We start from the raw sequence: 25,029 nt of genomic DNA on the forward strand, positions 1-25,029 counted from the left end.
TGGAAAAATTAATATCTAATTTAGATTATGAACAATATTGTTGCGATAGTAGGAAGACCTAATGTAGGGAAATCAACCCTTTTTAATAGGCTGATACAAAGAAGAGAAGCTATTGTAGATTCAGTGTCTGGGGTTACCCGCGACAGAAACTATGGTAAAAGCGAGTGGAACGGAAAAGAGTTTTCTGTGATTGACACGGGTGGATATATTCGTGGATCCGATGATGTTTTTGAAGGTGAAATCCGTAAACAGGTAGAGTTGGCTATCGATGAGGCTGATGTAATCATATTTGTGGTTGATGTTGAAGAAGGAATTACTCCAATGGATGAAACGGTTGCAAAATTGTTGCGTAAAGTAACAAAACCGGTTTTATTGGCAGTAAATAAGGTAGACAACGCGATGCGTGAGAAAGATGCCATTGAGTTTTACAACCTAGGATTAGGAGAATATTATACATTTGCCAGTATTTCTGGAAGCGGAACGGGAGATTTATTGGATGCCTTAATTGATGCTTTTCCAGTAAAACCTGAGCCAGTTAAAGAGGAAGTTGTGTTGCCACGTTTTGCAGTTGTAGGTCGTCCTAATGCTGGAAAATCTAGTTTTATCAACGCACTTATTGGTAAAGATCGTTTTATGGTTACTGACATTGCGGGAACAACTCGTGATGCTATCGATACAAAATTTGACCGCTTTGGTTTTGAATTTAACTTAGTAGATACGGCAGGTATTCGTCGTAAAGCGAAAGTTAAGGAAGATTTAGAATTCTATTCAGTAATGCGTTCGGTTCGTGCAATTGAGCATGCTGATATTTGTATTTTGGTGATTGATGCTACTCGTGGATTTGAAGGACAGGACCAAAGTATTTTTTGGCTAGCTGAGAAAAACCGTAAAGGAGTTGTAATCTTGGTAAACAAATGGGATTTGGTTGAAAAAGATACCATGTCAACCCGTGATTATGCAGAGAAAATCAAGAAAGAATTAATGCCATTTACTGATGTGCCTATTCTTTTTGTTTCGGCTTTGACTAAGCAACGTTTGTTGAAAGCGTTGGAAACTACAGTTCAGGTTTATGAAAATAGACAACAACGTATTCCGACTTCAAAATTTAATGAGTTTATGTTGAAAGTAATCGAAGCCTATCCGCCGCCAGCAACAAAAGGGAAATATGTAAAAATTAAATATTGTATGCAATTACCAACAACAACACCTCAATTTGTGTTCTTTGCCAATTTGCCTCAATATGTAAAAGAACCTTACAAACGTTATCTTGAAAACAAGATTAGAGAAAATTGGGACTTTTCAGGAGTGCCGATAGATATTTATATAAGAGAAAAATAAAATTTAAATCCCGAGCAATCGGGATTTTTTTATGCTTCATTTTTAAGATTTTTTAAAACCAAATTGGAGAAGATGTCCAAATAATTTTTTGTTGCAATTAAACCTTTTACGGATTTAAGTATCTCATTACTTTATTTAATTAAAATACTTTATGTCCAAAATTTACTCTTCTTTACTGTTTGTGCTATTCTTTTTTGCTGCTACTGCACAAAATAATAATATCGTTATTAAGGGAACAGTTTATGATATTAATACCCAAAAACCATTGGAATCTGCAATGGTTTATTTTTCTAATATCAAAGATTCAACGGTTGTAGAATATACAACTACCGATAAAAATGGCAATTTTAGAATTAATACAAAAAAGTACGATAAACCAGTTTTCCTAAAGATAAATTTTATGGGATATCAGACCTATTCTGAAGAGCAAAATAAATTATTGGAAGACAAAGATTTTGGAAAAATATATTTACTGCAAAATGAAACCGTATTAAATGAGGTCGTGATAAAAAGCGAAGCACCACCAATTTTAATCAAAAAAGATACTTTAGAATTTAACGCTGCTTCCTACAAAGTGCGTCCTGATGCCAATGTCGAAACATTATTAAAACAATTGCCAGGTGTTGAGGTGGATACCGATGGAAATGTTACTGTAAATGGAAAAGCCGTGTCACAATTTTTAGTAAACGGGAAAGCCTTTTTTGATAAAGACGGAGCCATATTGCTGAAAAATATGCCTGCCGATATGATTAGCAAAGTTCAGGTTTCGGATTTAAAAACCAAAAAAGAAGAGTTATCCAGACAAGAAGCCAGCTCCGATGATTCCAGCATCAATTTTACAGTCGATAAAAAGAAAAATAAAGGATATTTCGGAAAAGCTTCAGCAGGTTACGGAACAGATGATCGTTATGATGCGAGTTTTTTATTGAATTATTTTAATGACAAACAAAAAATAAGCTTGTTGGGATCTTCCAATAATATCAATTCTACCGGATTTTCTATGGACGAAGTTTTTGATAATATGGGAGGTGGTAGAAATACAAAATCAAGCGCAAGAGCAACCGGTAATGGCAAAGGAATTACAACTTCTAATTTGTTTGGTTTTAATTATATAGATGAATGGGTGAAGGATCTAAACGCAAAAGCAAGTTATAATTTTGCCAATACAATAAATAAAAATGAATCAAATTCCAATCAGGCGAATTTCTTACCAACAGGAACTATTTTTACTGAGGCTGATTCGAAAACTCGAAATGAAAACACCGAAAACAAAGCTAATTTTGAGCTTGAATATAAATTAGATCCAATGACCCGATTGGTGGTTACGCCAAATCTCAATTTGTCCAGAACCAATAGTTTATCAGAATCTACAAGTGCTTCTAAAGATGAAGCAGGGGCGGCTTTGAACGAAAGTGATTCGAATTCCTATAAAGAGAACTCATCAACTAATTTTAGCAATACCATCAACTTCAATAAGGCTTTTGAAAGGCGAGCGCGTAACTTGAGTTTTGTTTTTAGTAATACCAATAATAAAAGCGATTCGGATGCAATCAATCAGTCCAATACTGTTTTTCATCAAGGCAACAAACCTGATGATGTAAGGAATCAAAATGGTTTATCTAATAATACTTATGATTCTTATTCGGCTGAAATTGAATATACAGAACCAATTACTGATTCTTTAAGAATTAGGGTTGGATCTGAATTTGGATGGCAAAACGAAGTAAATGATGTGAGAACTTTTGATTACGACAATAGTTCGAATAGCTATTCTATTCTAAATAATTTGCAGACCAATTACACCACTTCAAGTCAAAGGGCTATAATTCCCAAAGTGGGACTCTCTTTCGAAAAAAATAATTTCACTTTCAATTTGAATTCAAATACTTCAATTGTTGGTTTTGATAATCACTCTTTATATCTAAATAAGGCTACAGATTTGAATAGAGATTACTTTTTGCCTTATGGAAGAGCCCAAATCAGGTATAAATTGGAAAAGACAAAATTTTTTACTTTCCGATATGAATATTCAAATACGTTGCCGACTGCCACTCAGTTGTTGCCAGTTGCCAATTTAGCAAATCCTTTGAATACAATTATTGGAAATCCAGATTTGAATCTCAATAAAAAAAGCAGCGTCAATATGAGTTATAGAGATTTTGATATGCGCACTCGTTCAGGTTATGGTGTGTTTGTGCGAGGAGACTTTTTTGATAGCCAAGTCGTTTCTTCATCAATTTATGACGATAGCGGAAAAAGAACGACCACTTACAAAAATGTCACAGGAACTTATACAACTTCGCTTGGAGGAAACTGGAGTAGAACAGTAAAAAATGATGCTCATGTTTTTAGATATAGTTTAGGTTTAAACGGAAATTATTCGTTGGACAAAGGGTTTACCAATGCGGTTTTGTATAGTTCAAAATCACTAGGAGTTTCACCAAGAGTTTCATTTAGTTACGAATATGGTGATTTACTCGTTATTTCGCCGTCTTATGGTTTGACTTACAATGAATCTAGATATGACAATTCGTCGATCAAAGCTAGTTCAAATGTGGTGCACAGAGTAAATCTTCAAACTACCAATTACTGGCCAAAAAACTGGATTTGGGGTAATGATTTTGGTTATACATACAATTCGAATATTTCAGATGATTTCAAAAAAGATTTTTATCTATGGAACACGAGTTTGTCCTATGGTTTTTTTGAGAAAAAAATGATTGTAAAAGTAAAAGTTTATGATGTTTTAAATCAAAATCAAAGCGCCACAAGAACCATTTCGCCAACCACAATCCGTGACGAAGAAAATACAGTTTTAAAAAGATATGCAATGTTTTCTTTAACTTATAATATTGGAAGTTTTAGTAAACCGCCGAAAGAGAGACGCTATGGCGAAGGAGGACCAAGAAGAGATTCAGATATGGACTAGTTTTTTTGTAATTGGTGAATCAGAAATCTATAGTTAAGTGATCATAAATTAGGTTTCGTATCTCGTTTTTCCAACTCGGATTAAACCTTTTTAAATACTGATAGTCTTATAGTTATAATCTTAGAAATATAAAAAAATGAAAAAATTAATTATTGCAGCATTGTTGGTCGTTAGTATTTCATCTTTTGCACAAGAGCAAGCTCAAGGCGATAAAAAATCAAATAAACCTAAAAGAGAAAAGCTAACTCCAGAACAAAGAAACCAAGCTTTGTTAGACAAAATGACAACCGAATTGACTCTAACTGCCCAACAGCAAGAACAGATAAAACCAATCATTGCTGAGCAAAGCGCCAAAATGGAAGCAATACGTGCCGAACGTATGAATGGAAATGGAAAAGAAATGACGAAAGAAGAAAGAGAAGCATTCAAAACGAAAAGAGAAGATGACAAAAAAGCTACTGATGCCAAATTTCAAGCAATTTTAACACCAGAGCAATTTAAAAAAATGAAAGCTAACGAAGAGGCAGCAAGACAAAAAATGAGAGAATATCGAGGAAACGGAAATTGGGGAAACAGAGATAATTGGGGCGGTGGAAATAATGGTGGAGATAGAAACAATGGTGGCAATATGGGAAATAACGAAGAAAACTAATTCTTTTTTGTCTTCAAATTATAAAATCCCAAGCGTAAACTTTATGCTTGGGATTTTTGGTTATTGTTTGTTTTAAAAAAATTCTTACTTCGAAAAACTTTCTTTAGGATAATCACCATACCAGTCTTTAAACTTTTTTGAGGTTTTATACGCCTCATCACGTAAAACGGTATAAACCATAAGGAGTACCAAGCTTACACCAATGAAATACATCGACATTATGACCGGGAGAAATAAAAATAATTCAGTTTGACATAATGCAGTGAAAACAATGACATAGATTGTGGTAATCCACACTAATTTGATTGCAAAATTTTTCATGACTATATCTTTATATCAAAGTTACAGTCTATTTTTTAAAAAATTAGTTAACTGATAATCAAATATTTGGTAAAATTAAACTATCGAAAACAATTAAATTAAAATAATTCTTTTAAAACTAAAGTAACTTAATTAAAACACCTATGATAGCTGCAATTACAATAATATGAGGTTCTTGGATTTTTTTTACATATAATAAAGTAATGACTGTTCCAATTGCAATGAGCGCTGTCGGAATATCAATAATGGTTCGTAAGGCAATAACAACCACAGCACCAACCAAAGCGCCAATCACGCCAGCGGTAATTCCGTCAACAAAAGCTTTGATACTTTTATTTTGAGCAATCTTTTTGAAATAAGGTGCAGGAATTACAGTAAATAAATAACAAGGAAGAAAAACTCCCAAAGCTGCAATGGTCGCTCCCGTCATTCCAGCAACTAAATAACCGATGAAACCAACAGTAATGACAACAGGCCCTGGAGTAATCATTGCTACTGCGACCGCATCAACAAACTGATTTTCGGTTAACCAATGATGTTCATTGACAACACCCGAATGTAAAAAAGGAACAATTGCCAGTCCACTTCCAAAAACAAAAGCTCCAGCTTTAATGAAAAACCACGCAAGTTCTCCCAATTTTCCAAGATCAATAGAAGATAATCCAGCGGTAGTCAATAAAAAAAAGGAAGCTATTTTAGGTTTTTTTACCCATGCCGGCGGTGCTTTTACAAGCATATAAATAAAACCAAGAGTTATAAACAAAAGTAGTTCCTCTTGTTGGGTTACAGCAGTTAGAATAATGGAAGTAACGTAAAACACCCAAAGTAACCAATTGCTTTTTATGGCAGCAATTTCAAATTTGCTAATCGATTTGGCAGTAAGTTTGTAAGAACTCAAAACAATTATTCCGATTACAGCCGCACTTATTCCATAAAAAATAGCCTGCATCCAAGGTAAACCTCCAAATGCCTGGTACGCAATTCCAAGCAAAATCACCATTATAAACGAAGGCAACACAAATGCTAACCCTGATAAAGTGGCTCCCAAAACGCCAAAGTGCACAAACCCAATGTAAATTCCGAGTTGTGCTGCCAGAGGTCCCGGCGCCAATTGCGAAAGAGCCAATCCTTCTTTGAAATCAGAATCGTTAATCCACTTTTTATTTTCAACTAAATCGCGGTGCATGTAACCAACCAATGCCACAGGTCCACCAAAGCCCGTGGTTCCTAATTTCAGGAAGTATTTTATTAAATCAAGTAAAGTATAATTTGGTTTTTCTGTATCCATATGTATTTTGTTTCCCATTTTTGATAATGATACTTTTTTCATAAATGAAAAAACAAGAAACAGAATTGAATCCGCTTAATTAGTTAATTCCGGCTGTTTTTGTTTTAGTCTTATTTTATGATAAAAAGTAAATCGAATAATATCTCTATCGTAATAATCTACGCCACTTGCGCGTTGCTGAAAACTTTTTAAATACCCTAATTCTAAGGCAATATTTTTATTCACTCCATATTGAAAACCAGCGTAAATTCGGTTCTGGTCAAAAGTGTTTTTTATAATATTTTCTCCGGCATTAATCATCAATTCGTCATATACAATTGCTTTCAGATACTGATTTTCTTTTTCCCAACACAAATAATCTCCTTGCAAACGGTATCTGAATCTCCAATTAAAAGTGCTTCCTATAAATAATCCATCTTTATCATAATTTTGTATAAATCGTTCCTCAACTTGAAATCGATTACTCAAAACAATACGATTACTTAGGTCATGTTTCCAACTAATATCTTGGATAGCTCTATGTTCCGGAGTGTTAAAGTTATAAATAACATCTGGATTCTGAGTTGCCACTGAGAAGTAAGCATATCCCGCACCAACCTCGACATTTTCACTAATTTTATAACGCCCTTGTACTCGAAATACAAAGAGATTTTGCTTAACAGGATTTATAAAAATCCGATTGTCAAATTCAGTATGTATTGCCCACTTATTGTTTATTGCCAATTGATTATAATATCGTGTCCACAGTAAACTTTGGTGATCTATATTTTTTTCGGTTTGAGCATTAGCAATAAAGCCTACAAACAATAAGCCAAATAATTTGATAGTTCTCATTAAGGATTCTCAATTTTTTTCGCAAATGTACGCAAACTCTATAGAGAATCGAATTGTTTAAGAAGGTTTCAAAAACAATGGCAAAATTAATAGTCTATCAGTATAATTTGGAGCTGATACCTGCTATCCGTTGCAATCTTGTTACCCGAACCCCGGGCAACATTCGAAACAGTTTCGCTAAACCAAAAAACCTTTCACATAATCCTGTGTCAATTTCTCTTTTGGGTTCAAAAGTATTTCTTCTGTAGGGCCAAATTCAATAATTTCTCCCATGTAAACAAAACCAATATAATCAGAAACCCTTCTTGCCTGACGCAAAATGTGTGTAACCAAAACGATTGTATATTTATCTTTTAATTCCAAAAATAATTCTTCAATATACTGTGTCGAAATCGGATCCAATGCTGATGTTGGTTCATCTCCCAGAATTATTTCGGGTTCAATAGCCAGTCCTCTTGCCAAACACAATCGCTGTTGTTGCCCTATCGATAATCGGGTTGCTGGTGTTTTTAACCTGTCTTTAACTTCGTCCCAAAGGTTGACTCCACGAAGGTATTTTTCGACGATTTCGTCAAGGTCACTTTTTTTATTGTTACCATGAATTCTTTGCCCATAAGCAATATTATCATAAATATTCATTGGTAACGGAAAAGGTCTTTGCGATAACAAACCCATTTTTTTTCGAATGTGGGTAACTTCGGCTTTCGGATCATAAATATTTTCGCCATCCACCAAAACTTTGCCTTTTACTTTTACATCATTTTGTCGGTCCAATAATCGGTTCATGGTTTTTAAAAGCGTGGTTTTTCCACAACCAGATGGGCCAATCAAAGACGTTACTTTCTTATCTGGAATGTCAAGATTAATGTTCTTTAAAATATGGTTATCACCAATATGAACATTTAAATTTTGAATACTTATGTGTGGTTGAATAATCATATTTTATTTTTTGAAAGGTTTTTGCTGGCTATTTTGGCAATAACATTAATAGTCAAAACTATAATTGTTAAAATGGCCGCCGCAGCATAGGCGCGGTTTTGAACTTCTTGAATAGGACTGCTCAATTGAAAGAATATGGATAATGGCAAAGTTGCCGCCGGTTGATCCAATGATGTTGGGATGCTATCTGTAAATCCAGCAGTAAATAATACACAAGCAGCATCACCAATCGCTCTTCCAAAAGAAAGCAATATTGCCGTTACAATTCCGGGAATAGATTGTCTTAATATGATTTTTGCAGATTCATAACGGGTTCCTCCAAGTGAAAAAACCGCATTAGACATATCTTCCGGAACTACGCGAACTACTTCGTCAATGGCTCGAACCAATATCGGAATGATCATCAATGTCACTGTAATAATTCCGGCAAGTAAGGAAGTTTTCAATCCCATATAAACCATGATCGTAAAACCAAAAGCGCCATACACAATCGATGGAATTCCAAACAATATATCGGAACTCAATCGGGTAATTGTTGCTAAAGTGGCATTTCTTTTAGCATAAACATTAATATAAATTACAATCGGTAAACTGATTAAAAGTCCCAAAAAAGTCGAACCCAACGTGATGTAAATTGAACCAACAATCGCATTCAAAATTCCACCACCTTTCCCTATGTAAAAACCGCCTTCTGGAATTTTGGAAACCATATCCCAACTTAACGATCCGACTCCTTTTGAAAAAAGCGTATACACGATCATGAACAAAGTGCTACTGATGACAATAGTGCTCAAAATCATTACAACTCGGAAAATATTTTCTTCTATTTTTCTAGCTTCCATTGGGATTAAGTGTTTCTTTTTTCGATTCGATATAGAATAACTCTCGAAATAGTATTAAACAAAAAGATAATAACGAATAGGAGCAGAGCCGCAAACATTAGCGCCGAATCATACATTGGAATAGACATCATTTCACCATAATTATTAGCAATCAGCGCTGGTAATGGATAGCCAGAATCAAATATGCTTTGGGGAATTTGTGCCAAATTTCCGCAGACCATCAAAACAGCGATTGTCTCTCCGAAAGCTCTCGAAATAGCAAGTACAACAGCTGCTAGAATTCCGTCGAATGATTTGCGAAGAACCACTTTTTTAGTGGTTTGCCATTGTGTTGCTCCCAAAGATAATGATGCATTGCGCAAATCTTCAGGAACATTATCAAACACCTCAATGACAATGCTTATTATCAATGGGAAAATCATAATAGCCAAAACAATACCTCCTGCCAAAACCGAATATCCTGTTGAAAATTCTACAAAATGGGTTGCTATTTTATCTTGAATTAAAGGAACAATCACCAAGACTCCCCATACTCCATAAAGCACTGGAGGAATTCCAGAAAGTAATTCGATTAACGGTAAGACCAATTTGCGAACACGCGCATGAGCATATTCCGAAAGATAAATCGCGGTGAGGATCGATAATGGCAAAGCAATTATTATCGAAATTGCTGTTACCCAAAGTGTCCCAACAATAAATGGATAAAATCCAAAAGCTGCTTTAAAAGGTTTCCATTCTGATGAAAATAATAAATCGTAAAGAGATGCGCTGCTTAAAAGCGGCAATGATTTATAAAACAATCCTATGGCAATTAACACTACAATTGAGATTGACAAAAGCGTAAAACCCAGAAATGTTTTATTTACCAATCGGTCTTTTAGTAATCTTTTATTTTTAAAAGAATTGGAATAAAACACCCGAAAAAGCTTTTGAAAATGCCTCACGATTTTCAGTAGTTGTCTTAGCGTGGAATTTTTACTTAAAGATCCGAGTCTGATTGTATTTGTTGATGATGCCATGATCTTATTTTTTTATCTTACATCTGATCGTAGAATTTTATTTCAGTTATTTTTTTCTTTAAAAAAGGAAAATTTTGCGAAGAGTGCGGGACTCCCCTAACCAAAATAAGAGTCCCTTACTTCTTCCCAAAAAAACTAACCAAATCAATTCGTTTAAATGATGTTATTTGACCTTTGCTAATTCAGTAGTCAATTTTTCTTTAGTAAGTTTGATATACCCAGCTTCTGAAACATATTTTTGACCATCTGTTAGGATGTATTTTATAAAAGCTTTTACAATTGGATTGCTTGGCTTTCCATTGGTAACAAAATATAAATCTCTAGCTGGCGGCGATGGATATTTTCCAGCAGCAACAGCAGCTATCAATTGATTGATGTCACCGTAGAAATTTTCATTTGGATCTAATTTTCCATTATTGTTTAAATCAATAGGAATCGGAACAACACCATTAGTTGGTTTGTTGGTTTTCGTATCATAAACATATACAATGTTATTAAAACCTATACCAGATGGATCCCTTTTTACAGCTTGTGCCAATCCAGGATCTCCAAAAACTGCAACTCCCTGTAAATCTTCTTGTTTTTTACCAAAATAGTGTGCCCAGGTTTCGGCTGCACCAGCAGCATCGGAACGAGTGTAAACATGTATTGGTGCAGGGCTTGTGAATCCCAAAGTATTCCAGGTTTTGTATTTGCCTGTGATGAAGATATTATTCAGCGCCTCTTTTTTTATTCCTCTTTTATAAAGTACCGCTTTGAATGGGCTACTAGCACTTATGGTCGGAATTACAGCATCTTTAGTAACAGCAATGGCAAAAGCCTTTTTTTTGAGTTCTGCATTATTTAAATCACGGGAAACTAAACCAACATCTGTTACTTTCGATAATACATCCGTGATTCCTTTTCCGGCACCTCCGGCTTGAATATCTATTTTTACTTTTGGATGTTGTTTCTTAAATTCTTCTGCCCATTTTACTGTAATAGGGTATAAGGCAAATGCTCCCGAGATACTTATACTCCCCGATAAATCTTGTGCCGAAGCTTTTGTAGGAGCAAAGTTTGCTGTGATTATCAGAATTATAAATGCTAATAATCCTTTTTTTGATCTTTTCATCTCTCTTTTAATTTATTTGAAAAAACAAAAATTAGTAAAAAAGACATCTTACTAATTTTTGAATTTTAAGATTTTTACAGCGAGTAGCGTAATGTTACTCCGTAAGTCAATTGATCTCCCAATACTGCAGCATATTGTCCTGCATTTCCTCCAGCTGGTAATAATTGCTCATAATAATCTTTGTTTAAAAGGTTACGTCCCCAAGCATGAATAGATAGACCTTCTGTTGCACGGAAACCTAAACGGGCATTAAATATTGCATATCCAGGAACCACTAAATATTTAGAAGCAGATGGGCTTGATGAGAATTCAGAACGAGCATAACCATCAATTGCTACAAAGAATTTCCCTGCGTTTGAAAAGAATTTTGCGTCTTTTGTATATTCACTACTTAAGCTTCCTGCCCATTTTGAAACTCCTGGTAAAGCTGTTCCTGAAACATCTTTAAAGGATACTGAAGACCCTGTTTCTTCAAGAGGAAGTGGAGCATTTGTAAATTTCACATACTTACCGTCATTATAAGTTCCAGCACCATAGAAATTGAAATGTTTGTTAAGGGCAAAACTGAAATCTAATTCCACACCTTGTACTCGTACTTCGTCAGCATTAGCAAGATATCCGCGGTTTACGCCTAATTCAGCAGCCTGAACGTTAGTTTGAAAATCTCTAATATCAGTGTTAAAGTACGTTAAGTTCAATATTGAGTTTGCAATTGGAGAAGTTTTTACTCCAAATTCATAATGCGTTACATCTTCAGGTTTGACAGTTGCAAGGTCTCCTAAAGTTTGTCCCGCAGCAGGAGTTGGAAGTCCGGCTACGTTTACCCCGATAGGTTTGTAACTTTTTGCGAAAGTACCATAAGCATTGATTTTGTTATTTACTTTGTATGATACTGTTATGTTTCCAGAGAAGTCCGTATCGTCATTATCAGATGAGAAATTTTGATCTGTATATACTTTCTTTTTTAACGCAATTAATGCAGGGTCAGTGGTTTGAAGTCCTCCGTATGTTTTACGGTCATAATCTGCATCTTTCTTGTCGTAGTTGTATCTTAAACCTGGTAATAAGTGTAGTTTGTCTGTTATGGCCCAGTCTAATTGACCAAATACTGCCGCACTTGTAGAATGTATTTGAGCATCTGTATGTATTCCATATCCTTCAAAAAGGCCTGGTGTTTTCCATAATGCAGTATTTGCTGGTGTAAATGAGTCTTGAGCAAATCTCCATTGTGCATTTCCTGATTCTTCAGTACCGTTTGTTTTTGATGTTTGGTCAATGTAAAACACACCAGCAACACCACTAATTTTTGTTGTAATCTGACCAGCATAACGAACCTCTTGTGTAAATTGAGTTTGTCTAGAAGGATTTTGTGATTTGGCAAGTTGTTGCAGACCTGTAAAATCTCTGTCATTGGATGGATCCCAAGTCCAGAATCTCCATGCAGTTGTAGAAGTTAGAGTTCCGTTTCCAATTTTTGTGTCAACATTCAGCGAAGCACCTCCTAAATCTTGGTTCGAACGCCATGGAGTATCATGGTCAATTTTACGATCGAAAGCATTTAAGCTTGGAAGTTGGTAGTTTAAATCAGCAATAATTGCGTTAAATTGACGTTGTGGAACTCTATTTGTTGGAGCAACACCTGCAACAACCTGAGCGTACCCGTCATTATGCTGAGTTGTGATATCTCCTGCTAACGTAATATTTGTATTTTCTGTTGGCTTATAAAGTAATTGTCCTCTAATACCTTGATTGTTTAATGTATTTGTTGGTTTTCCTGTTCTAACATTATCAATAATACCATCACGTTGCGTTCCAGAAAAAGATAATCTTCCTGCAATTTTACTAGTCAATCCACCTGTTACCGAAGCCTTAGCTTGTAAATAGTTATAATTTCCATAGCTTACTTCAAAGTCAGCTCCAGAAGTGAAGCTAGGTTTGCGTGAAGTGATATTAAAAGCACCCGAAGTTGTATTTTTACCAAACAAAGTTCCTTGTGGTCCGCGCAATACCTCTATTTGATCTACATCGATAAAATCCAGGGTTGTTGCTGCTGGACGTGCATAATACACACCATCAACATAGAAACCTACACCTGGATCAATACCGTCATTGGTTAATCCGAAAGGTGATCCCAGACCACGAATGTTAATTCCTGTATTTCTTGGATTTGAAGAATAAAGCTGTACAGATGGAACCAATTCTTTAATGCGATTTACGTTAAATGCACCCACTTGTTCAGCCTGTTTACCAGTAACTACAGAGACTGCGATTGGCACATCCTGCGCTTTTTCGATTCTACGTCTGGAAGAAACAACAACTTCAACTAAAACATTTTCGCCTTCAGGAGCTAGACTTATCTCTAAGGGAGCTTCAGTTGGCTGGCTAATTTTTACTTGATTGCTAGTATAGCCGACGTATTGTATTATTAGGGTAATAGGAAGTTTTTCGTGAGTGTCAATGCTAAATTTTCCTTCAGCATCAGATGTGGTATTGTATTTTGTGCCTTTTATAATAATGTTTGCACCTGGCAATGCATTTTTTTGATTGTCTGTTACGATTCCTGTGATTTGACTTTGAGCCCATGAACTCGAAAAAAATAATATAAGTAAAAGAGTAGAAATTGATTTAATAGTTCTCATTATTAGGTATGTTATATGTAATTAGTAGAATTTAAATTTAAATTTTTTTTATCGTCTAGCAGCTACACATACAACACTTCAGGGTATTGTTTTCTAATAAATGGATATTGACAATAGTATTCCTGACTTCAAATTTTTTAAGTTGATTTGTTTGCATGTTTCTTTTTTGTTAGTTAATCAAAAATTAAATCCAGTGCAAATATATAATTTAATCTATAAAGTTACTAGGGTTTTAAAAATATTTTTTTATTATTTGACTAATGAGGCTATTGTGATGCCTTGCATAGCTTTCAAAGTTTCGTCACGAATCGTCATTAACCCGTGTCGTAAGTGGCATTCGTCCTCATCGCCACAATCTGAACAACGCTCATAAAAATTTAATGAAGCACATGGTAATAATGCAATTGCACCATCAAAAAGACGATGAATATCTGCCAAAGTGATTGCTTCTTTATCTTTTAAAAGATAATAACCACCATATTTCCCTTGTTTGCTTCCTACAAAATGGCCTCTTTTTAAATCCAAAAGAATTTGCTCTAAAAATTTTTTTGGAATATTGGCGCCTTCTGCAATTTCAATAGTTCTAGAAATATGATTTTCATCTTGTTGTGCTAAATAAAGTAAGGCTTTAAGTGCATATTTAGTTTTATGTGAAAGCATAGAGGATAATTAATGGTGTTAATTATTACAAAATGTTAGAATTCTTTGTTGATATTCGTTTTTGAAGAGCCAAATATAGCTATTTTTTTAATTTTATTTAAATTTAAATTTTATTGACTTTTATCTTTTTCCAAAGTAAGTTTTGATATTTAATATTGTGCAACATTAAGATATGGGTATCATCTTTTGATAAGGAAAAATGTCTACTTTTTACAATATTTAACTAGTAATTCTATTGAAGGTTCATAGTTTAAGCTTGATGCTTTTTTCAAATCAGAACAATAATCTCTTTTGATTTTATAATTGATAAAATAGATTGCTCTATTGTAATATCCTTCCGGATCTTTTGGCGTTAAATTTACTACTTGATCAAAATCGGTTGTGGCATCTATATTAAGTATGGCTTTTGAAATTGCTCTATTTTGATAAGCTTCTACAAATTTTGGGTTGATTTCAATTACTTTGTCAAAATCTTTAATGGCTTCTTTGTGTAAGTTTAATTTTCTTTTAATAATTCCCCTGTTCTCATAAGCTTGTAGATATTTTGAGTTCAACGAAATAGCTTTAGAATAATCTTCTATTGCAGATTTTGAATCATAAATCATTGATTTGGAAAAGGCTCTATTGAAGTAGGCTTTTTGTAAAGAATCATTTAAAGCAATACATTTTGTGTAATCTTCTATCGCTTGCCTGTAATTTTTTAGTTTGATATTCGTATTGCCCTTGCTGTAATAAAATTTATAATTGTTTGGATTTATTGCTATTGCTTTGTCATAATCAGCTATTGCCTTTGAATAATTTTTAATTTGATAATAATAATATCCTCTTATGTAATAGTTATCAGCCTTTGGTTCTTTTAGGATTAGAGCATCTATACTTTCAATTTCTTGTGGAATTTCTTTTTCGTCAATTCCGGAAAGATCTTGTGAATGAACAGACATGCAAGAGCAAAATATAAATAAAAAGAGATAAATTTTCATAAGTTGATATGTAGTTGTTTAATGGTTTAAAACTAATGTTTTTTAGTTATAAATGCTCAAGTTTTTAAAAAAGTGATTTTGTAATAAACAAATAAACCATCCGAGTTGGATGGTTTAATATGTATTTGTAATGATTTTACCAGCCTCCGCTTGAGCCTCCACCGGAGAATCCACCTCCGCCAAATCCTCCACCGAAGCCGCCTCCGCCGCCACCAAAACCTCCGCCTGATGATCCGCCAAAACCTCCGCCGAAACCACCTCCGCCGCCTCTTCCAAGGCTACTTAGGAGAATAACATCCATAAGGCTTGGTCCGCCACCACGGTTTCCAGAATTTCCGCTTCCGCCACCTTTGTTTTTAGATAATAGTATTAAAACAATGATGATAATTACAATGATCGGAAAAATAGGAAAATCTTTTTCTTTAGATTGTTGTTTGCGTTCGCCTTTATATTTGCCTTTAAAAACATCAAAAAGCGCATCGGTTCCTTTGTCTAAACCACGGTAATAACTTCCTGCTTTAAATTCTGGAATAATAATATTTCGAATTATTTCTCCACCAATTCCAGCGGTCAAACGATCTTCAAGGCCGTAACCAGGATTGATCGCTATTTTTCTTTCGTTTTTTGCCAAAAGAATAATGACACCGTTATCATCTTTTGCAGTTCCTCCAACTCCCCATTTTTGTCCCCAATTGGTGGCTAAGATGTTGATGTTTTCATTCTTTAAACTTTCAATTGTGATGATTACAATTTGAGTAGTGGTAGAATCTGAATATTTGATCAGTTTCTCTTCAAGTTGAGATTTTTCCTCTGGACTTAAAACATTAGCATAATCATAAACCGAAGTTTGAAAACTAGGTTTTTCCGGAATATCAAATTGAGCAAATAGAAAACCACTATTTAGAAATAAAACTAGGAATACAAATAATTTCCATCCTGTTTTGTGTTTTATACTTGCTGTATTTTTTTTTCTGTTAACTGCCATCTGCATTCTTTCCATTATCCTCTTGATATTTCGTTAGATAATTCGTTGGTATCACCTTCTTGCCAAGGGAAATGCTCCTTGAGTTTTTCTCCAGCTTTCATAATACCATCGATCAATCCTTGTTTAAAATTTCCTTGTTTGAATTGTGCAATCATGATGTCACGAGTGCTGTCCCAAAAAGTGTTGGTGACAATATCATTGATTCCTTTATCGCCACAAATCACAAAAGTTTTGTCTTCGATTGCCAAATAGATTAAAACGCCATTTTTCAATTCGGTTTCATCCATTTTTAATTGCTCAAAAACTTCTAAGGCGCGATCATAGGCATCTAATGAAGTTGTTTTTTCTATATGAACCCTAATTTCCCCAGAAGTGTTTTTTTCGGCTAAACGAATAGCTTCAACAATTTCTTGTTCATCTTCTGCGCTTAAAAAATCTTCTACTTTTGACATCGCATTGGTTTTAAAAACCCCGCCGAAGCGGGGTCAGGTTTTTAGAATTTTACTTCAACAGGCTTTTCTGCACCAGCAACTGATTGGAAATATGCTTTTTCTTTGAAGCCAAACATTCCTGCAAAAATAGAGTTCGGGAATGTTTTAATATGAGTATTATATGGTTTAACAGCTTCGTTAAAACGAGTACGGGCTGTTAGAATTTGATTCTCTGTACTAGCCAATTCGTCTTGTAGTTTTAAGAAGTTTTCGTTGGCTTTCAGATCTGGATATTTTTCTACAGTAACTAATAATTTTGACAAAGAGCTGCTTACGCCACTTTGAGCAGAATTAAATGCTGCTAATTGTTCTGGAGTAATGTTTGTTGGGTCAACAGTAACAGAAGTTGCTTTTGCACGAGCTTCGATAACAGCTGTTAGAGTGCTTTTTTCAAAATCGGCAGCTCCTTTTACAGTATTTACCAAGTTTCCAATAAGGTCATTTCGTCTTTGGTAAGCCGTTTGGACATCTCCCCATGATTGCTCAACATTTTGGCTCAGATTAACAGCTGTGTTGTTTATTCCTTTGACCCAGCTGTAAATTCCAATAATTACTACTATTCCAATTATCCAAGGTAAAAATTTTTTAAAATCCATGTTTGTTAAATTTAAAGTTGATTGTTTGTTTTAATTTATTGTTGTAATTCGTTTTTAATACTAATTAATTGCATTTTTATGGATTCTAATTTACTTATAATTTCAAATTTATCCATTGTTTTCTTTTGACCTTCTTTCAAATGAATCTTTGCGCCTTCCAAAGTGAATCCTCTTTCTTTGACCAAATGATAAATTAATTGCAGATTTTTAACATCTTCAGGAGTGAACATTCTATTTCCTTTTGCATTTTTCTTTGGTCTCAGAATATCAAATTCGCTATCCCAAAAACGAATCAGAGAGGCATTCACATTAAAAGCTTTGGCTACTTCGCCTATACTGTAATATCGTTTATCTGGTGATAATTCTATGTGCATTTTTATTTTAGTTCTTAGAGGTTATTTTTTAGTTCCTAGTCTTTAGTTCTTAGCTATTAGTCCTTAGTTTACAATTCTATAACCTGTATATTCTATAATTCTATATTTTCTTTTTATTATATCCAACTAGGGACTAAGTATTAAACAACTAATCTAAAGACTGATTCTCCTGATTAGCAATTTTTGAAATAGCAACGTATTCCACAGCCGAAATATTGCCATAATAAAAATTAAGCGGATTGACGACCTTTCCATTTTTATGAACTTCATAATGCAAATGTGGCGCTTCCGATCTTCCTGTGCTACCAACATATCCGATGACATCTCCTCGTTTTACCGATTTTCCTGGTCTGCAATTGTATTTGCTTAAATGAGCATACAGAGTTTCGTAGCCATATCCATGTCGTATCACAATATGATTTCCATATCCCGAAGCGGTATTATCAGCTCTTTCCACAATACCATCACCTGTGGCATAAATGGGAGTCCCCGATTTAGCTGTAAAATCCATTCCTTCGTGCATTTTTCTAGCCTTGGTAAATGGATCGGTTCTATAACCAAAACCAGAAGCCATTCGTTTTAAATTTTCATTTTTTACAGGCTGAATCGCCGGAATTGCCGATAACAATTTGTCTTTAGCTTTGGCTAATTTCAAAATCTGATCCAATGATTTCGATTGAATCGCTAATTCTTTACTCAAAGCATCAATTCGTTCGGTTGTATTTATTACCAATGTCGAATTGTCGTAGCCTTGCAAAGCCGCATAACGATTTATTTTAGAATACCCCGATTTTCTCTCTTCCGTAGGAATTGCGGCAGTATTAAAATAAGTCCTGTAAACATTGTTGTCACGTTCTTCAAGATCTTCAACGACATCATCAATCTGGTCCATTTTTTTATTTAAAATGGCATAATTCAATTTCAAATTTTCTAATTCACGTTCTAATGTACGATCTTTTGGGGTGTCAAAATATGGTGTGTTCAAAAGTATTACGAATGTCAAAAAACCAAACAACGCCGAAGCCAATAAAAACAGGACAGCATAACCAAATTTTTTTCTTTTTCTGGTTTTTATTTTTCGATAGGCCAGATTAACTGAATCGTAATAATATTTTACTTTCGCCATATTTTAAAATACCCTATTTTTGCAAATTAGTTATAAGGTAAGTCGAACAAAATTAATAAATGTTTCAGATGTTGGCTGCTTTTTTTCAAGAATAAATAATTAGGTAATTTGATAATGTGTCAATTTAATAATTAGATAATTTTTAATTATCACATTGTCACATTTTTTAATTACCACATTTTCAAATTATCACATTTTCTAATTTAAATATGAAATCACAAGACGTACGCAAGCAATTCCTAGATTTTTTCGAGAGCAAAGGACATTTAATCGTTCCATCAGCTCCAATCGTTCTTAAAGATGATCCAACTTTGATGTTCAATAACTCCGGAATGGCGCAGTTCAAAGAATATTTCTTAGGGCTTGGAACACCAAAAAGTAAAAGAATTGCTGATACGCAAAAATGTCTTCGTGTTTCAGGAAAACATAATGACCTTGAAGAAGTAGGTATTGATACTTACCACCACACGATGTTCGAAATGTTGGGGAACTGGTCTTTTGGCGATTATTTCAAAAAAGAAGCAATTCACTGGGCTTGGGAATTATTGACCGAAGTGTATAAAATACCAAAAGACATTCTTTACGTTTCTGTTTTTGAAGGAAATCCAGACGAAAATGTGCCTTTTGATCAGGAAGCTTGGGATATTTGGAAAGAATTAATTGACGAAGACCGAATCATTCTTGGAAACAAAAAAGACAATTTCTGGGAAATGGGAGATCAGGGACCTTGTGGACCTTGTTCTGAAATTCACGTGGATATTCGTTCTGCTGAAGAAAAAGCTTTGGTTTCTGGGAAATCGTTAGTAAATGCTGATCATCCACACGTAGTTGAAATCTGGAATAATGTATTTATGGAATTCAATCGTAAAGCCGATGGTTCTTTAGAGAAATTGCCTGCTCAACACGTAGATACCGGAATGGGATTTGAGCGTCTTTGTATGGTTTTGCAAGGAGTTCAATCAAATTATGATACAGATGTATTTACGCCACTAATTCGTGAAATCGAAACTATTACCGGAACAAAATATACTGTAAAAGCAAAAGACGAAGCCGAAGAAAAGGTAAATATCGCGATTCGTGTTATTGCAGATCACGTTCGTGCAGTAGCTTTTGCAATTGCTGATGGACAATTGCCATCAAATACTGGAGCTGGTTATGTAATCCGTAGAATTTTGCGTCGTGCTATTCGTTACGGATTTACTTTCTTAGATACCAAAGAACCTTTTATCTACAAATTAGTCGAAACATTGAGTACTCAAATGAGTGGTTCGTTTCCAGAAATCCGTTCACAAAAAGCATTATGCTCGAATGTAATTCGCGAAGAGGAAAGTTCATTTTTGAGAACATTAGACCAAGGTTTAGTTTTACTTGATGCAGTGATTAATAACAATTCAGGGAATGTTATTGATGGTAAAAAAGCTTTCGAATTGTATGATACTTACGGTTTTCCAATTGATTTAACAGCCTTGATTTTATCTGAAAAAGGATTGGAATTGGACGAAAAAGGTTTCCAGGAACAATTGCAATTACAAAAGGAGCGCTCTCGTGCAGCATCCAAAGTGACTGCTGGTGACTGGAATATCTTGATTGAAGATGATGAACAGGAATTTGTAGGTTACGACCGTTTGAAACACACCGTTAAAATCACAAAATACCGTAGAGTTGATAGTGTAAAAGATGGTGAAATCTATCAGTTGGTTTTCAATGCGACTCCTTTTTATGGAGAAAGCGGAGGGCAAACAGGAGATAAAGGATATCTCGAAGCACAAAACGGAGATATCATTTACATTATTGATACCAAAAAAGAAAATAATCAAACGATACATCTTGCACAATCGTTGCCTGATAATTTAACCGAAAGTTTTACAGCAGTTGTAGATCAAAAGCAAAGAGCAAAAACTTCTGCTAATCACTCAGCAACACATTTGTTGCACCAAGGATTACGCAAAATACTAGGAACACATATTGAGCAAAAAGGTTCTATGGTGCGTAATGCATCTTTACGTTTTGACTTCTCTCATTTCTCTAAAGTAACTGATGAAGAAATTAAAGAAGTAGAGGCATTTGTTAACGCCAGAATCCGAGAGAGCTTGCCTTTAATTGAAAAAAGACGCATTCCAAAAGATCAAGCGATTGAAGAAGGTGCAATTGCTTTGTTTGGAGAAAAATATGGCGATTTAGTTCGTATGATTAAATTTGGAGATTCTGTTGAATTATGTGGCGGGACACACGTTCCGAATACAAGTGATATTTGGCATTTCAAAATTGTTTCAGAAGGAGCTGTTGCTGCCGGAATTCGTCGTATTGAGGCGATTACAAGTGATGCTGCCAAAGAGTTTTTTGAATCTCAATTGATATCTTTTGCAGAAATCAAAGAAGTATTGAAAAATGCCGTAGATCCTGTAAAAGCGATTCAATCACTGCAAGACGAAAACGCTTCTTTGAAAAAACAATTGGAAGTTTTATTGAAAGATAAAGCTAAAAATATGAAAGGCGAATTGGCTAAAGAATTACAAGAAATTAACGGAATCCAGTTCTTAGCCAAACAAGTTGATTTGAGTCCGGAAGGAGCTAAAGACTTGGCTTATGAATTAGGAAACTTGGGTTCAAATATCTTTTTAGTATTGGCTACCGCTCATGAAGGGAAACCAACGTTGTCTTGTTATATTTCTAAAGAATTAGTTGCCGATAAAAAACTTAACGCTGGCCAAGTGGTTCGAGAATTAGGGAAATACATTCAAGGTGGTGGTGGAGGTCAGCCTTTCTTTGCTACCGCAGGAGGTAAAAATGTTGATGGAATTGCAGAAGCTTTGGAAAAAGCGATTGAGTTTGTGAAATAACTCGCAGTTTTTTTGAAAATATTGTCTCGCAAAGTCGCAGAGACGCAAAGGAATAAGTTTAATCTTTGCGGCTTTGTGTCTTTGCGAGATTTTTTTTAAACTCTTTATTCCAGTTCAGTTAATATTTTTTTGCAAGATTTTTAGTATATTGGCAAGAAATGCAAATATGACTGAAAACGAAATTTCTAGGATTATTGTTGATGTTTCTTATAAAATTCATACTAAACTAGGGCCTGGACTATTGGAGTCGGTTTATGAGGCAATCCTTTATTATGAATTAACTAAACGAGGTTTAAATGTTGAAAGACAAAAGCCATTACCAGTTATTTGGGATGAAGTATTTTTGGATATCGGCTTTAGAACTGATTTGATAATTGAAGACAAAGTGATTGTAGAAATAAAATCAGTTGAAGAGCTTGCAAAAGTACATCCTAAACAACTTTTGACTTATCTAAAAGTGACGGAGATGAAATTAGGATTGCTGATTAATTTCAATGAATCATTGATAAAAAACGGAATTACAAGAATCGTAAATAATCTTTAGTCTTTTTACTCGCTATAGGTAAAGTAATATTTTGTTAAATTTGTGTCTCGCAAAGGCGCAGAGACGCAAAGAAAACCGCTTTATACTTTGCGCCTCTGCGTCTTTGCGAGAAAAGAGAGCTTTGCCAAATGACTTTGCCCGAGAATTGACAGATTAGAAAAAAAAATGAACTTCCGAACCAAAATCGATATTCCGAAAAATTCCAATCCAATTGACTACAACTCCAAAATAGTCTCATTGGGATCTTGTTTTGCCGAGAATATGGGTAATAAATTTAAATATTTTAAATTTCAAAGTGAGACTAATCCTTTTGGAATTATTTTCAATCCAGTTTCTATTGAGAAAATTATCGAGAGAGTGGTTAGTGAAAAAGCATTTACCGAAGAAGATATTTTTTTTCATAACGAACGTTGGCATAGTTTCGAAGTGCATTCGGATTTGAGTAATACAAACAAAGAACAATTTCTTGAAAGTTTAAACCAGATTCTTGAAACAACAAGACAACAATTAATAGCTGCGACACACATCATCATTACATACGGAACTTCGTGGGTGTATCGAAATATAGAAAGCGATAACATCGTAGCCAATTGCCATAAAGTACCTCAAAAGCAATTCACAAAAGAATTATTATTGGTTGAAACTATCAAAAAAGCCATTCAAAATACTATCGATTTAATCAAAAAATTAAATCCAAATTGCAATTTGATTTTCACCATTTCACCAGTACGCCACCTCAAAGACGGTTTTGTCGAAAATCAAAGAAGTAAAGCACATTTAATCACAGTGATTCACAATTTGCTATCTGAAAACTCCAATCTGCAATCTAAAATCTATTTTCCCAGCTACGAAATCATGATGGACGAACTGCGTGATTACCGTTTTTATGCCGAAGATATGCTGCATCCGAGTCAGGTGGCAATTGACTATATTTGGAAACGTTTCAAGGAATCGTCAATTTCTGAGATGGCTTTTGATACAATGGAAGCAGTAGAAAGTATTCAAAAAAGTTTGAAACATCGCCCCTTTAATCCCAATTCTGAACAGCACCAGAAATTTTTATTCAACTTAAAACAGAAGATGAATTCTTTACAGGATAAATTCATTCACATAGAGTTTTAAAGTATTTAAATATATATTTCTAGAAAGAAAATAACTACATAATAGTTGAATTTTAGAACATTTTGGGATAATTCTATAAACTGTTGGAGTATATTTTTTACAATTTTGTAAATTGTATGTATTAAACAACTATTTTACAAAGTAAACAATAGAAAATTCAAAAGGGATTAATTGGCTTAGCATAGATTAGATTTTTTAGATACTAAAAGTTGAGTTAAAGTCTTGCAAACAAATGTAGTTCATTTTTTATTGGGTAGTTTGGAAATGTATGACCAACTTTAATTTTAAACGTGTTTTATTGAGCCATGAATACAAAGCAAATTCATTTTCTAAAAAAAACACTACGTGTGTTGCTTTGGTGCGTGGCTTCTATAATTGCTCTTTTACTACTTCTTATAATTCTCATTCAGACTCCACCAATTCAGAATTTTGTCAAAGACAAGGCTGTTACTTATCTACAAGGAAAAATAAAAACCAAAGTCGCTTTAGACTATATTTCTATAAAATTTCCCAAAGATGTTGTCTTGGAAGGATTCTATTTTGAAGATCAAAAAAAAGACGTTTTGCTCGCCGGAAAGCGTTTAGAAGTTGATGTTGATTTGTTGAAATTGATGAGCAGTGAACTCGAAATTAATTCTATTTCTCTTGAAAATGTTTCGGCCAATATTTCGAGAAACAAATCGGGCGTTTTTAATTTTGATTATATTATTAAAGCATTCGAATCAAATGAACCTAAAGATCCCAATAGCAAACCCTTCAAAATTTCGGTTGTAAAAGTCAATCTTGATAATGTCAAATTCAATTTTAAAGATGATTTTTCTAAAAATGATATTCGGTTAAAACTCACTCATTTTGACACTAAATTCAAAAAGTTTGATTTGGACAAAATGGATTTCAATATTCCAAATATTAATTTAAACGGATTGAAATTAGTTTTGAATCAGGATCTGGTCGAAAAAATCGCTGAGGTTTCAGTAAAAACGGTTGATACGATTTCGAAAAGAAAGGATTTCAAATTAAAATTAGACAAAATCAGTTTGTCAAAAATTGATGTTTTGTACGATAATAAAGATTCGAAATTAGATTCCGGAATTCGCTTAGGGAATTTAGAATTGGCTGTGAATGAAATCGATTTGAATAAACAACTTTTAGATTTTGATTCTTTCGAAGTGAAAAATCTAAAAGGAAATCTTCGTTTAGGTGCAAAAGACAAACAGATCACAACGCCGAATTTAGATTCAACCGCCATTAAACAATTGGGTTGGAAGGTAAAATTGAATGATGTCAATTTACAAAATATCGCTTTCCGATTTGATGATATGCAATCTAAACCAATTGCAAAAGGAATTGATTATTACCATTTGGATTTAAATAAATTCAATCTCGAAGCCGAGAA

The 25,029-nt window shown here is 34.1% G+C and carries 22 protein-coding genes; 7 read left to right on the forward strand and 15 right to left on the reverse strand.

What is annotated here, in order from left to right; all coding sequences use genetic code 11:
* Nucleotides 1–27: 27 nt before the first annotated feature.
* The 3 genes from der (at nt 28) to VLC96_RS13210 (ending at nt 4,919) form a co-directional block, all read left to right on the forward strand.
* Nucleotides 28–1,338 (forward strand): ribosome biogenesis GTPase Der, encoded by a 1,311-nt coding sequence (gene der, locus VLC96_RS13200; protein ID WP_325263608.1) that lies wholly within the window; start codon nt 28–30, stop codon nt 1,336–1,338.
* A 151-nt stretch (nt 1,339–1,489) separates the two neighbouring features.
* Nucleotides 1,490–4,267, forward strand: coding sequence for an outer membrane beta-barrel protein (locus tag VLC96_RS13205; protein WP_325263609.1), 2,778 nt, complete (start codon nt 1,490–1,492; stop codon nt 4,265–4,267).
* Nucleotides 4,268–4,403: 136 nt separating this feature from the next.
* Complete coding sequence (locus VLC96_RS13210; protein ID WP_325263610.1) at nt 4,404–4,919, forward strand: DUF4890 domain-containing protein; 516 nt, start codon at nt 4,404–4,406, stop codon at nt 4,917–4,919.
* An 84-nt stretch (nt 4,920–5,003) separates the two neighbouring features.
* On the opposite strand, the gene VLC96_RS13215 is transcribed toward VLC96_RS13210, so the two are convergent.
* From VLC96_RS13215 to VLC96_RS13285, 15 genes are all read right to left on the reverse strand, one after another.
* Nucleotides 5,004–5,240, reverse strand: coding sequence for a hypothetical protein (locus VLC96_RS13215; protein ID WP_325263612.1), 237 nt, complete (start codon nt 5,238–5,240; stop codon nt 5,004–5,006).
* 118 nt (nt 5,241–5,358) lie between these two features.
* Nucleotides 5,359–6,546, reverse strand: coding sequence for a chromate transporter (locus VLC96_RS13220; RefSeq protein ID WP_325263614.1), 1,188 nt, complete (start codon nt 6,544–6,546; stop codon nt 5,359–5,361).
* A 57-nt stretch (nt 6,547–6,603) separates the two neighbouring features.
* Nucleotides 6,604–7,362: a DUF2490 domain-containing protein gene (locus VLC96_RS13225; RefSeq protein WP_325263616.1), complete on the reverse strand. Its 759-nt coding sequence runs from the start codon at nt 7,360–7,362 to the stop codon at nt 6,604–6,606.
* Between the two features lie 177 nt (nt 7,363–7,539).
* Nucleotides 7,540–8,301 (reverse strand): phosphate ABC transporter ATP-binding protein PstB, encoded by a 762-nt coding sequence (pstB, locus tag VLC96_RS13230; RefSeq protein ID WP_325263618.1) that lies wholly within the window; start codon nt 8,299–8,301, stop codon nt 7,540–7,542.
* Complete coding sequence (pstA, locus tag VLC96_RS13235; RefSeq protein ID WP_325263619.1) at nt 8,298–9,143, reverse strand: phosphate ABC transporter permease PstA; 846 nt, start codon at nt 9,141–9,143, stop codon at nt 8,298–8,300. The genes pstB and pstA overlap by 4 nt, the downstream gene beginning before the upstream one ends.
* Before the next feature lie 5 nt (nt 9,144–9,148).
* A complete protein-coding gene (pstC, locus tag VLC96_RS13240) occupies nt 9,149–10,162 on the reverse strand; it encodes a phosphate ABC transporter permease subunit PstC (protein WP_325263620.1) in 1,014 nt (337 codons plus the stop codon).
* Nucleotides 10,163–10,325: 163 nt separating this feature from the next.
* Nucleotides 10,326–11,276, reverse strand: coding sequence for a PstS family phosphate ABC transporter substrate-binding protein (locus tag VLC96_RS13245; protein WP_325263622.1), 951 nt, complete (start codon nt 11,274–11,276; stop codon nt 10,326–10,328).
* Nucleotides 11,277–11,350: 74 nt separating this feature from the next.
* Nucleotides 11,351–13,915 (reverse strand): TonB-dependent receptor, encoded by a 2,565-nt coding sequence (locus VLC96_RS13250; RefSeq protein WP_325263623.1) that lies wholly within the window; start codon nt 13,913–13,915, stop codon nt 11,351–11,353.
* A gap of 249 nt (nt 13,916–14,164) precedes the next feature.
* The gene (locus tag VLC96_RS13255) at nt 14,165–14,575 is read right to left on the reverse strand and encodes an RrF2 family transcriptional regulator (RefSeq protein WP_325263625.1); all 411 of its coding nucleotides are present in this window, start codon (nt 14,573–14,575) and stop codon (nt 14,165–14,167) included.
* 203 nt (nt 14,576–14,778) lie between these two features.
* Nucleotides 14,779–15,516, reverse strand: coding sequence for a tetratricopeptide repeat protein (locus VLC96_RS13260; RefSeq protein ID WP_325263627.1), 738 nt, complete (start codon nt 15,514–15,516; stop codon nt 14,779–14,781).
* Between the two features lie 175 nt (nt 15,517–15,691).
* On the reverse strand, nt 15,692–16,540 hold the full coding sequence (locus tag VLC96_RS13265; RefSeq protein WP_325263629.1) for a TPM domain-containing protein: 849 nt from the start codon (nt 16,538–16,540) through the stop codon (nt 15,692–15,694).
* A gap of 14 nt (nt 16,541–16,554) precedes the next feature.
* Nucleotides 16,555–16,992: a TPM domain-containing protein gene (locus VLC96_RS13270; RefSeq protein ID WP_325263631.1), complete on the reverse strand. Its 438-nt coding sequence runs from the start codon at nt 16,990–16,992 to the stop codon at nt 16,555–16,557.
* Between the two features lie 41 nt (nt 16,993–17,033).
* Nucleotides 17,034–17,627 carry a LemA family protein gene (locus VLC96_RS13275; RefSeq protein ID WP_325263633.1) on the reverse strand — a complete coding sequence of 198 codons (594 nt, stop codon included), beginning with the start codon at nt 17,625–17,627 and terminating at the stop codon, nt 17,034–17,036.
* 35 nt (nt 17,628–17,662) lie between these two features.
* A complete protein-coding gene (locus tag VLC96_RS13280; RefSeq protein ID WP_325263635.1) occupies nt 17,663–18,001 on the reverse strand; it encodes a MerR family transcriptional regulator in 339 nt (112 codons plus the stop codon).
* A gap of 148 nt (nt 18,002–18,149) precedes the next feature.
* On the reverse strand, nt 18,150–19,127 hold the full coding sequence (locus VLC96_RS13285) for a peptidoglycan DD-metalloendopeptidase family protein (protein WP_325263636.1): 978 nt from the start codon (nt 19,125–19,127) through the stop codon (nt 18,150–18,152).
* Between the two features lie 209 nt (nt 19,128–19,336).
* Between VLC96_RS13285 and alaS the strand changes: the two genes are divergently transcribed.
* The 4 genes from alaS to VLC96_RS13305 all read left to right on the forward strand — a co-directional run.
* Nucleotides 19,337–21,967: an alanine--tRNA ligase gene (alaS, locus tag VLC96_RS13290; protein ID WP_325263637.1), complete on the forward strand. Its 2,631-nt coding sequence runs from the start codon at nt 19,337–19,339 to the stop codon at nt 21,965–21,967.
* Between the two features lie 166 nt (nt 21,968–22,133).
* Entirely contained in the window at nt 22,134–22,511 is a 378-nt protein-coding gene (locus VLC96_RS13295) for a GxxExxY protein (protein WP_325263638.1), read from the forward strand.
* A gap of 165 nt (nt 22,512–22,676) precedes the next feature.
* Nucleotides 22,677–23,633 (forward strand): GSCFA domain-containing protein, encoded by a 957-nt coding sequence (locus VLC96_RS13300; RefSeq protein ID WP_325263640.1) that lies wholly within the window; start codon nt 22,677–22,679, stop codon nt 23,631–23,633.
* 305 nt (nt 23,634–23,938) lie between these two features.
* Nucleotides 23,939–25,029, forward strand: a 1,091-nt coding sequence (locus VLC96_RS13305) for a DUF748 domain-containing protein (RefSeq protein ID WP_491700820.1), incomplete at its 3' end; no start/stop codon positions are given.

The organism is Flavobacterium sp. (assembly GCF_035456085.1).
Taxonomy (GTDB): Bacteria; Bacteroidota; Bacteroidia; order Flavobacteriales; family Flavobacteriaceae; genus Flavobacterium.

Coding starts and splice junctions, on each gene's coding strand:
- VLC96_RS13245 (WP_325263622.1), bottom strand. CDS start 11,276: ATGAAAAGATCAAAAAAAGGATTATTAGCATTTATAATTCTGATAATC.
- pstC (WP_325263620.1), bottom strand. CDS start 10,162: ATGGCATCATCAACAAATACAATCAGACTCGGATCTTTAAGTAAAAAT.
- VLC96_RS13295 (WP_325263638.1), top strand. CDS start 22,134: ATGACTGAAAACGAAATTTCTAGGATTATTGTTGATGTTTCTTATAAA.
- pstB (WP_325263618.1), bottom strand. CDS start 8,301: ATGATTATTCAACCACACATAAGTATTCAAAATTTAAATGTTCATATT.
- VLC96_RS13280 (WP_325263635.1), bottom strand. CDS start 18,001: ATGCACATAGAATTATCACCAGATAAACGATATTACAGTATAGGCGAA.
- VLC96_RS13275 (WP_325263633.1), bottom strand. CDS start 17,627: ATGGATTTTAAAAAATTTTTACCTTGGATAATTGGAATAGTAGTAATT.
- VLC96_RS13265 (WP_325263629.1), bottom strand. CDS start 16,540: ATGGCAGTTAACAGAAAAAAAAATACAGCAAGTATAAAACACAAAACA.
- VLC96_RS13220 (WP_325263614.1), bottom strand. CDS start 6,546: ATGGGAAACAAAATACATATGGATACAGAAAAACCAAATTATACTTTA.
- VLC96_RS13205 (WP_325263609.1), top strand. CDS start 1,490: ATGTCCAAAATTTACTCTTCTTTACTGTTTGTGCTATTCTTTTTTGCT.
- VLC96_RS13285 (WP_325263636.1), bottom strand. CDS start 19,127: ATGGCGAAAGTAAAATATTATTACGATTCAGTTAATCTGGCCTATCGA.
- alaS (WP_325263637.1), top strand. CDS start 19,337: ATGAAATCACAAGACGTACGCAAGCAATTCCTAGATTTTTTCGAGAGC.
- VLC96_RS13210 (WP_325263610.1), top strand. CDS start 4,404: ATGAAAAAATTAATTATTGCAGCATTGTTGGTCGTTAGTATTTCATCT.
- VLC96_RS13255 (WP_325263625.1), bottom strand. CDS start 14,575: ATGCTTTCACATAAAACTAAATATGCACTTAAAGCCTTACTTTATTTA.
- VLC96_RS13270 (WP_325263631.1), bottom strand. CDS start 16,992: ATGTCAAAAGTAGAAGATTTTTTAAGCGCAGAAGATGAACAAGAAATT.
- VLC96_RS13300 (WP_325263640.1), top strand. CDS start 22,677: ATGAACTTCCGAACCAAAATCGATATTCCGAAAAATTCCAATCCAATT.
- pstA (WP_325263619.1), bottom strand. CDS start 9,143: ATGGAAGCTAGAAAAATAGAAGAAAATATTTTCCGAGTTGTAATGATT.
- der (WP_325263608.1), top strand. CDS start 28: ATGAACAATATTGTTGCGATAGTAGGAAGACCTAATGTAGGGAAATCA.
- VLC96_RS13260 (WP_325263627.1), bottom strand. CDS start 15,516: ATGTCTGTTCATTCACAAGATCTTTCCGGAATTGACGAAAAAGAAATT.
- VLC96_RS13215 (WP_325263612.1), bottom strand. CDS start 5,240: ATGAAAAATTTTGCAATCAAATTAGTGTGGATTACCACAATCTATGTC.
- VLC96_RS13250 (WP_325263623.1), bottom strand. CDS start 13,915: ATGAGAACTATTAAATCAATTTCTACTCTTTTACTTATATTATTTTTT.
- VLC96_RS13225 (WP_325263616.1), bottom strand. CDS start 7,362: ATGAGAACTATCAAATTATTTGGCTTATTGTTTGTAGGCTTTATTGCT.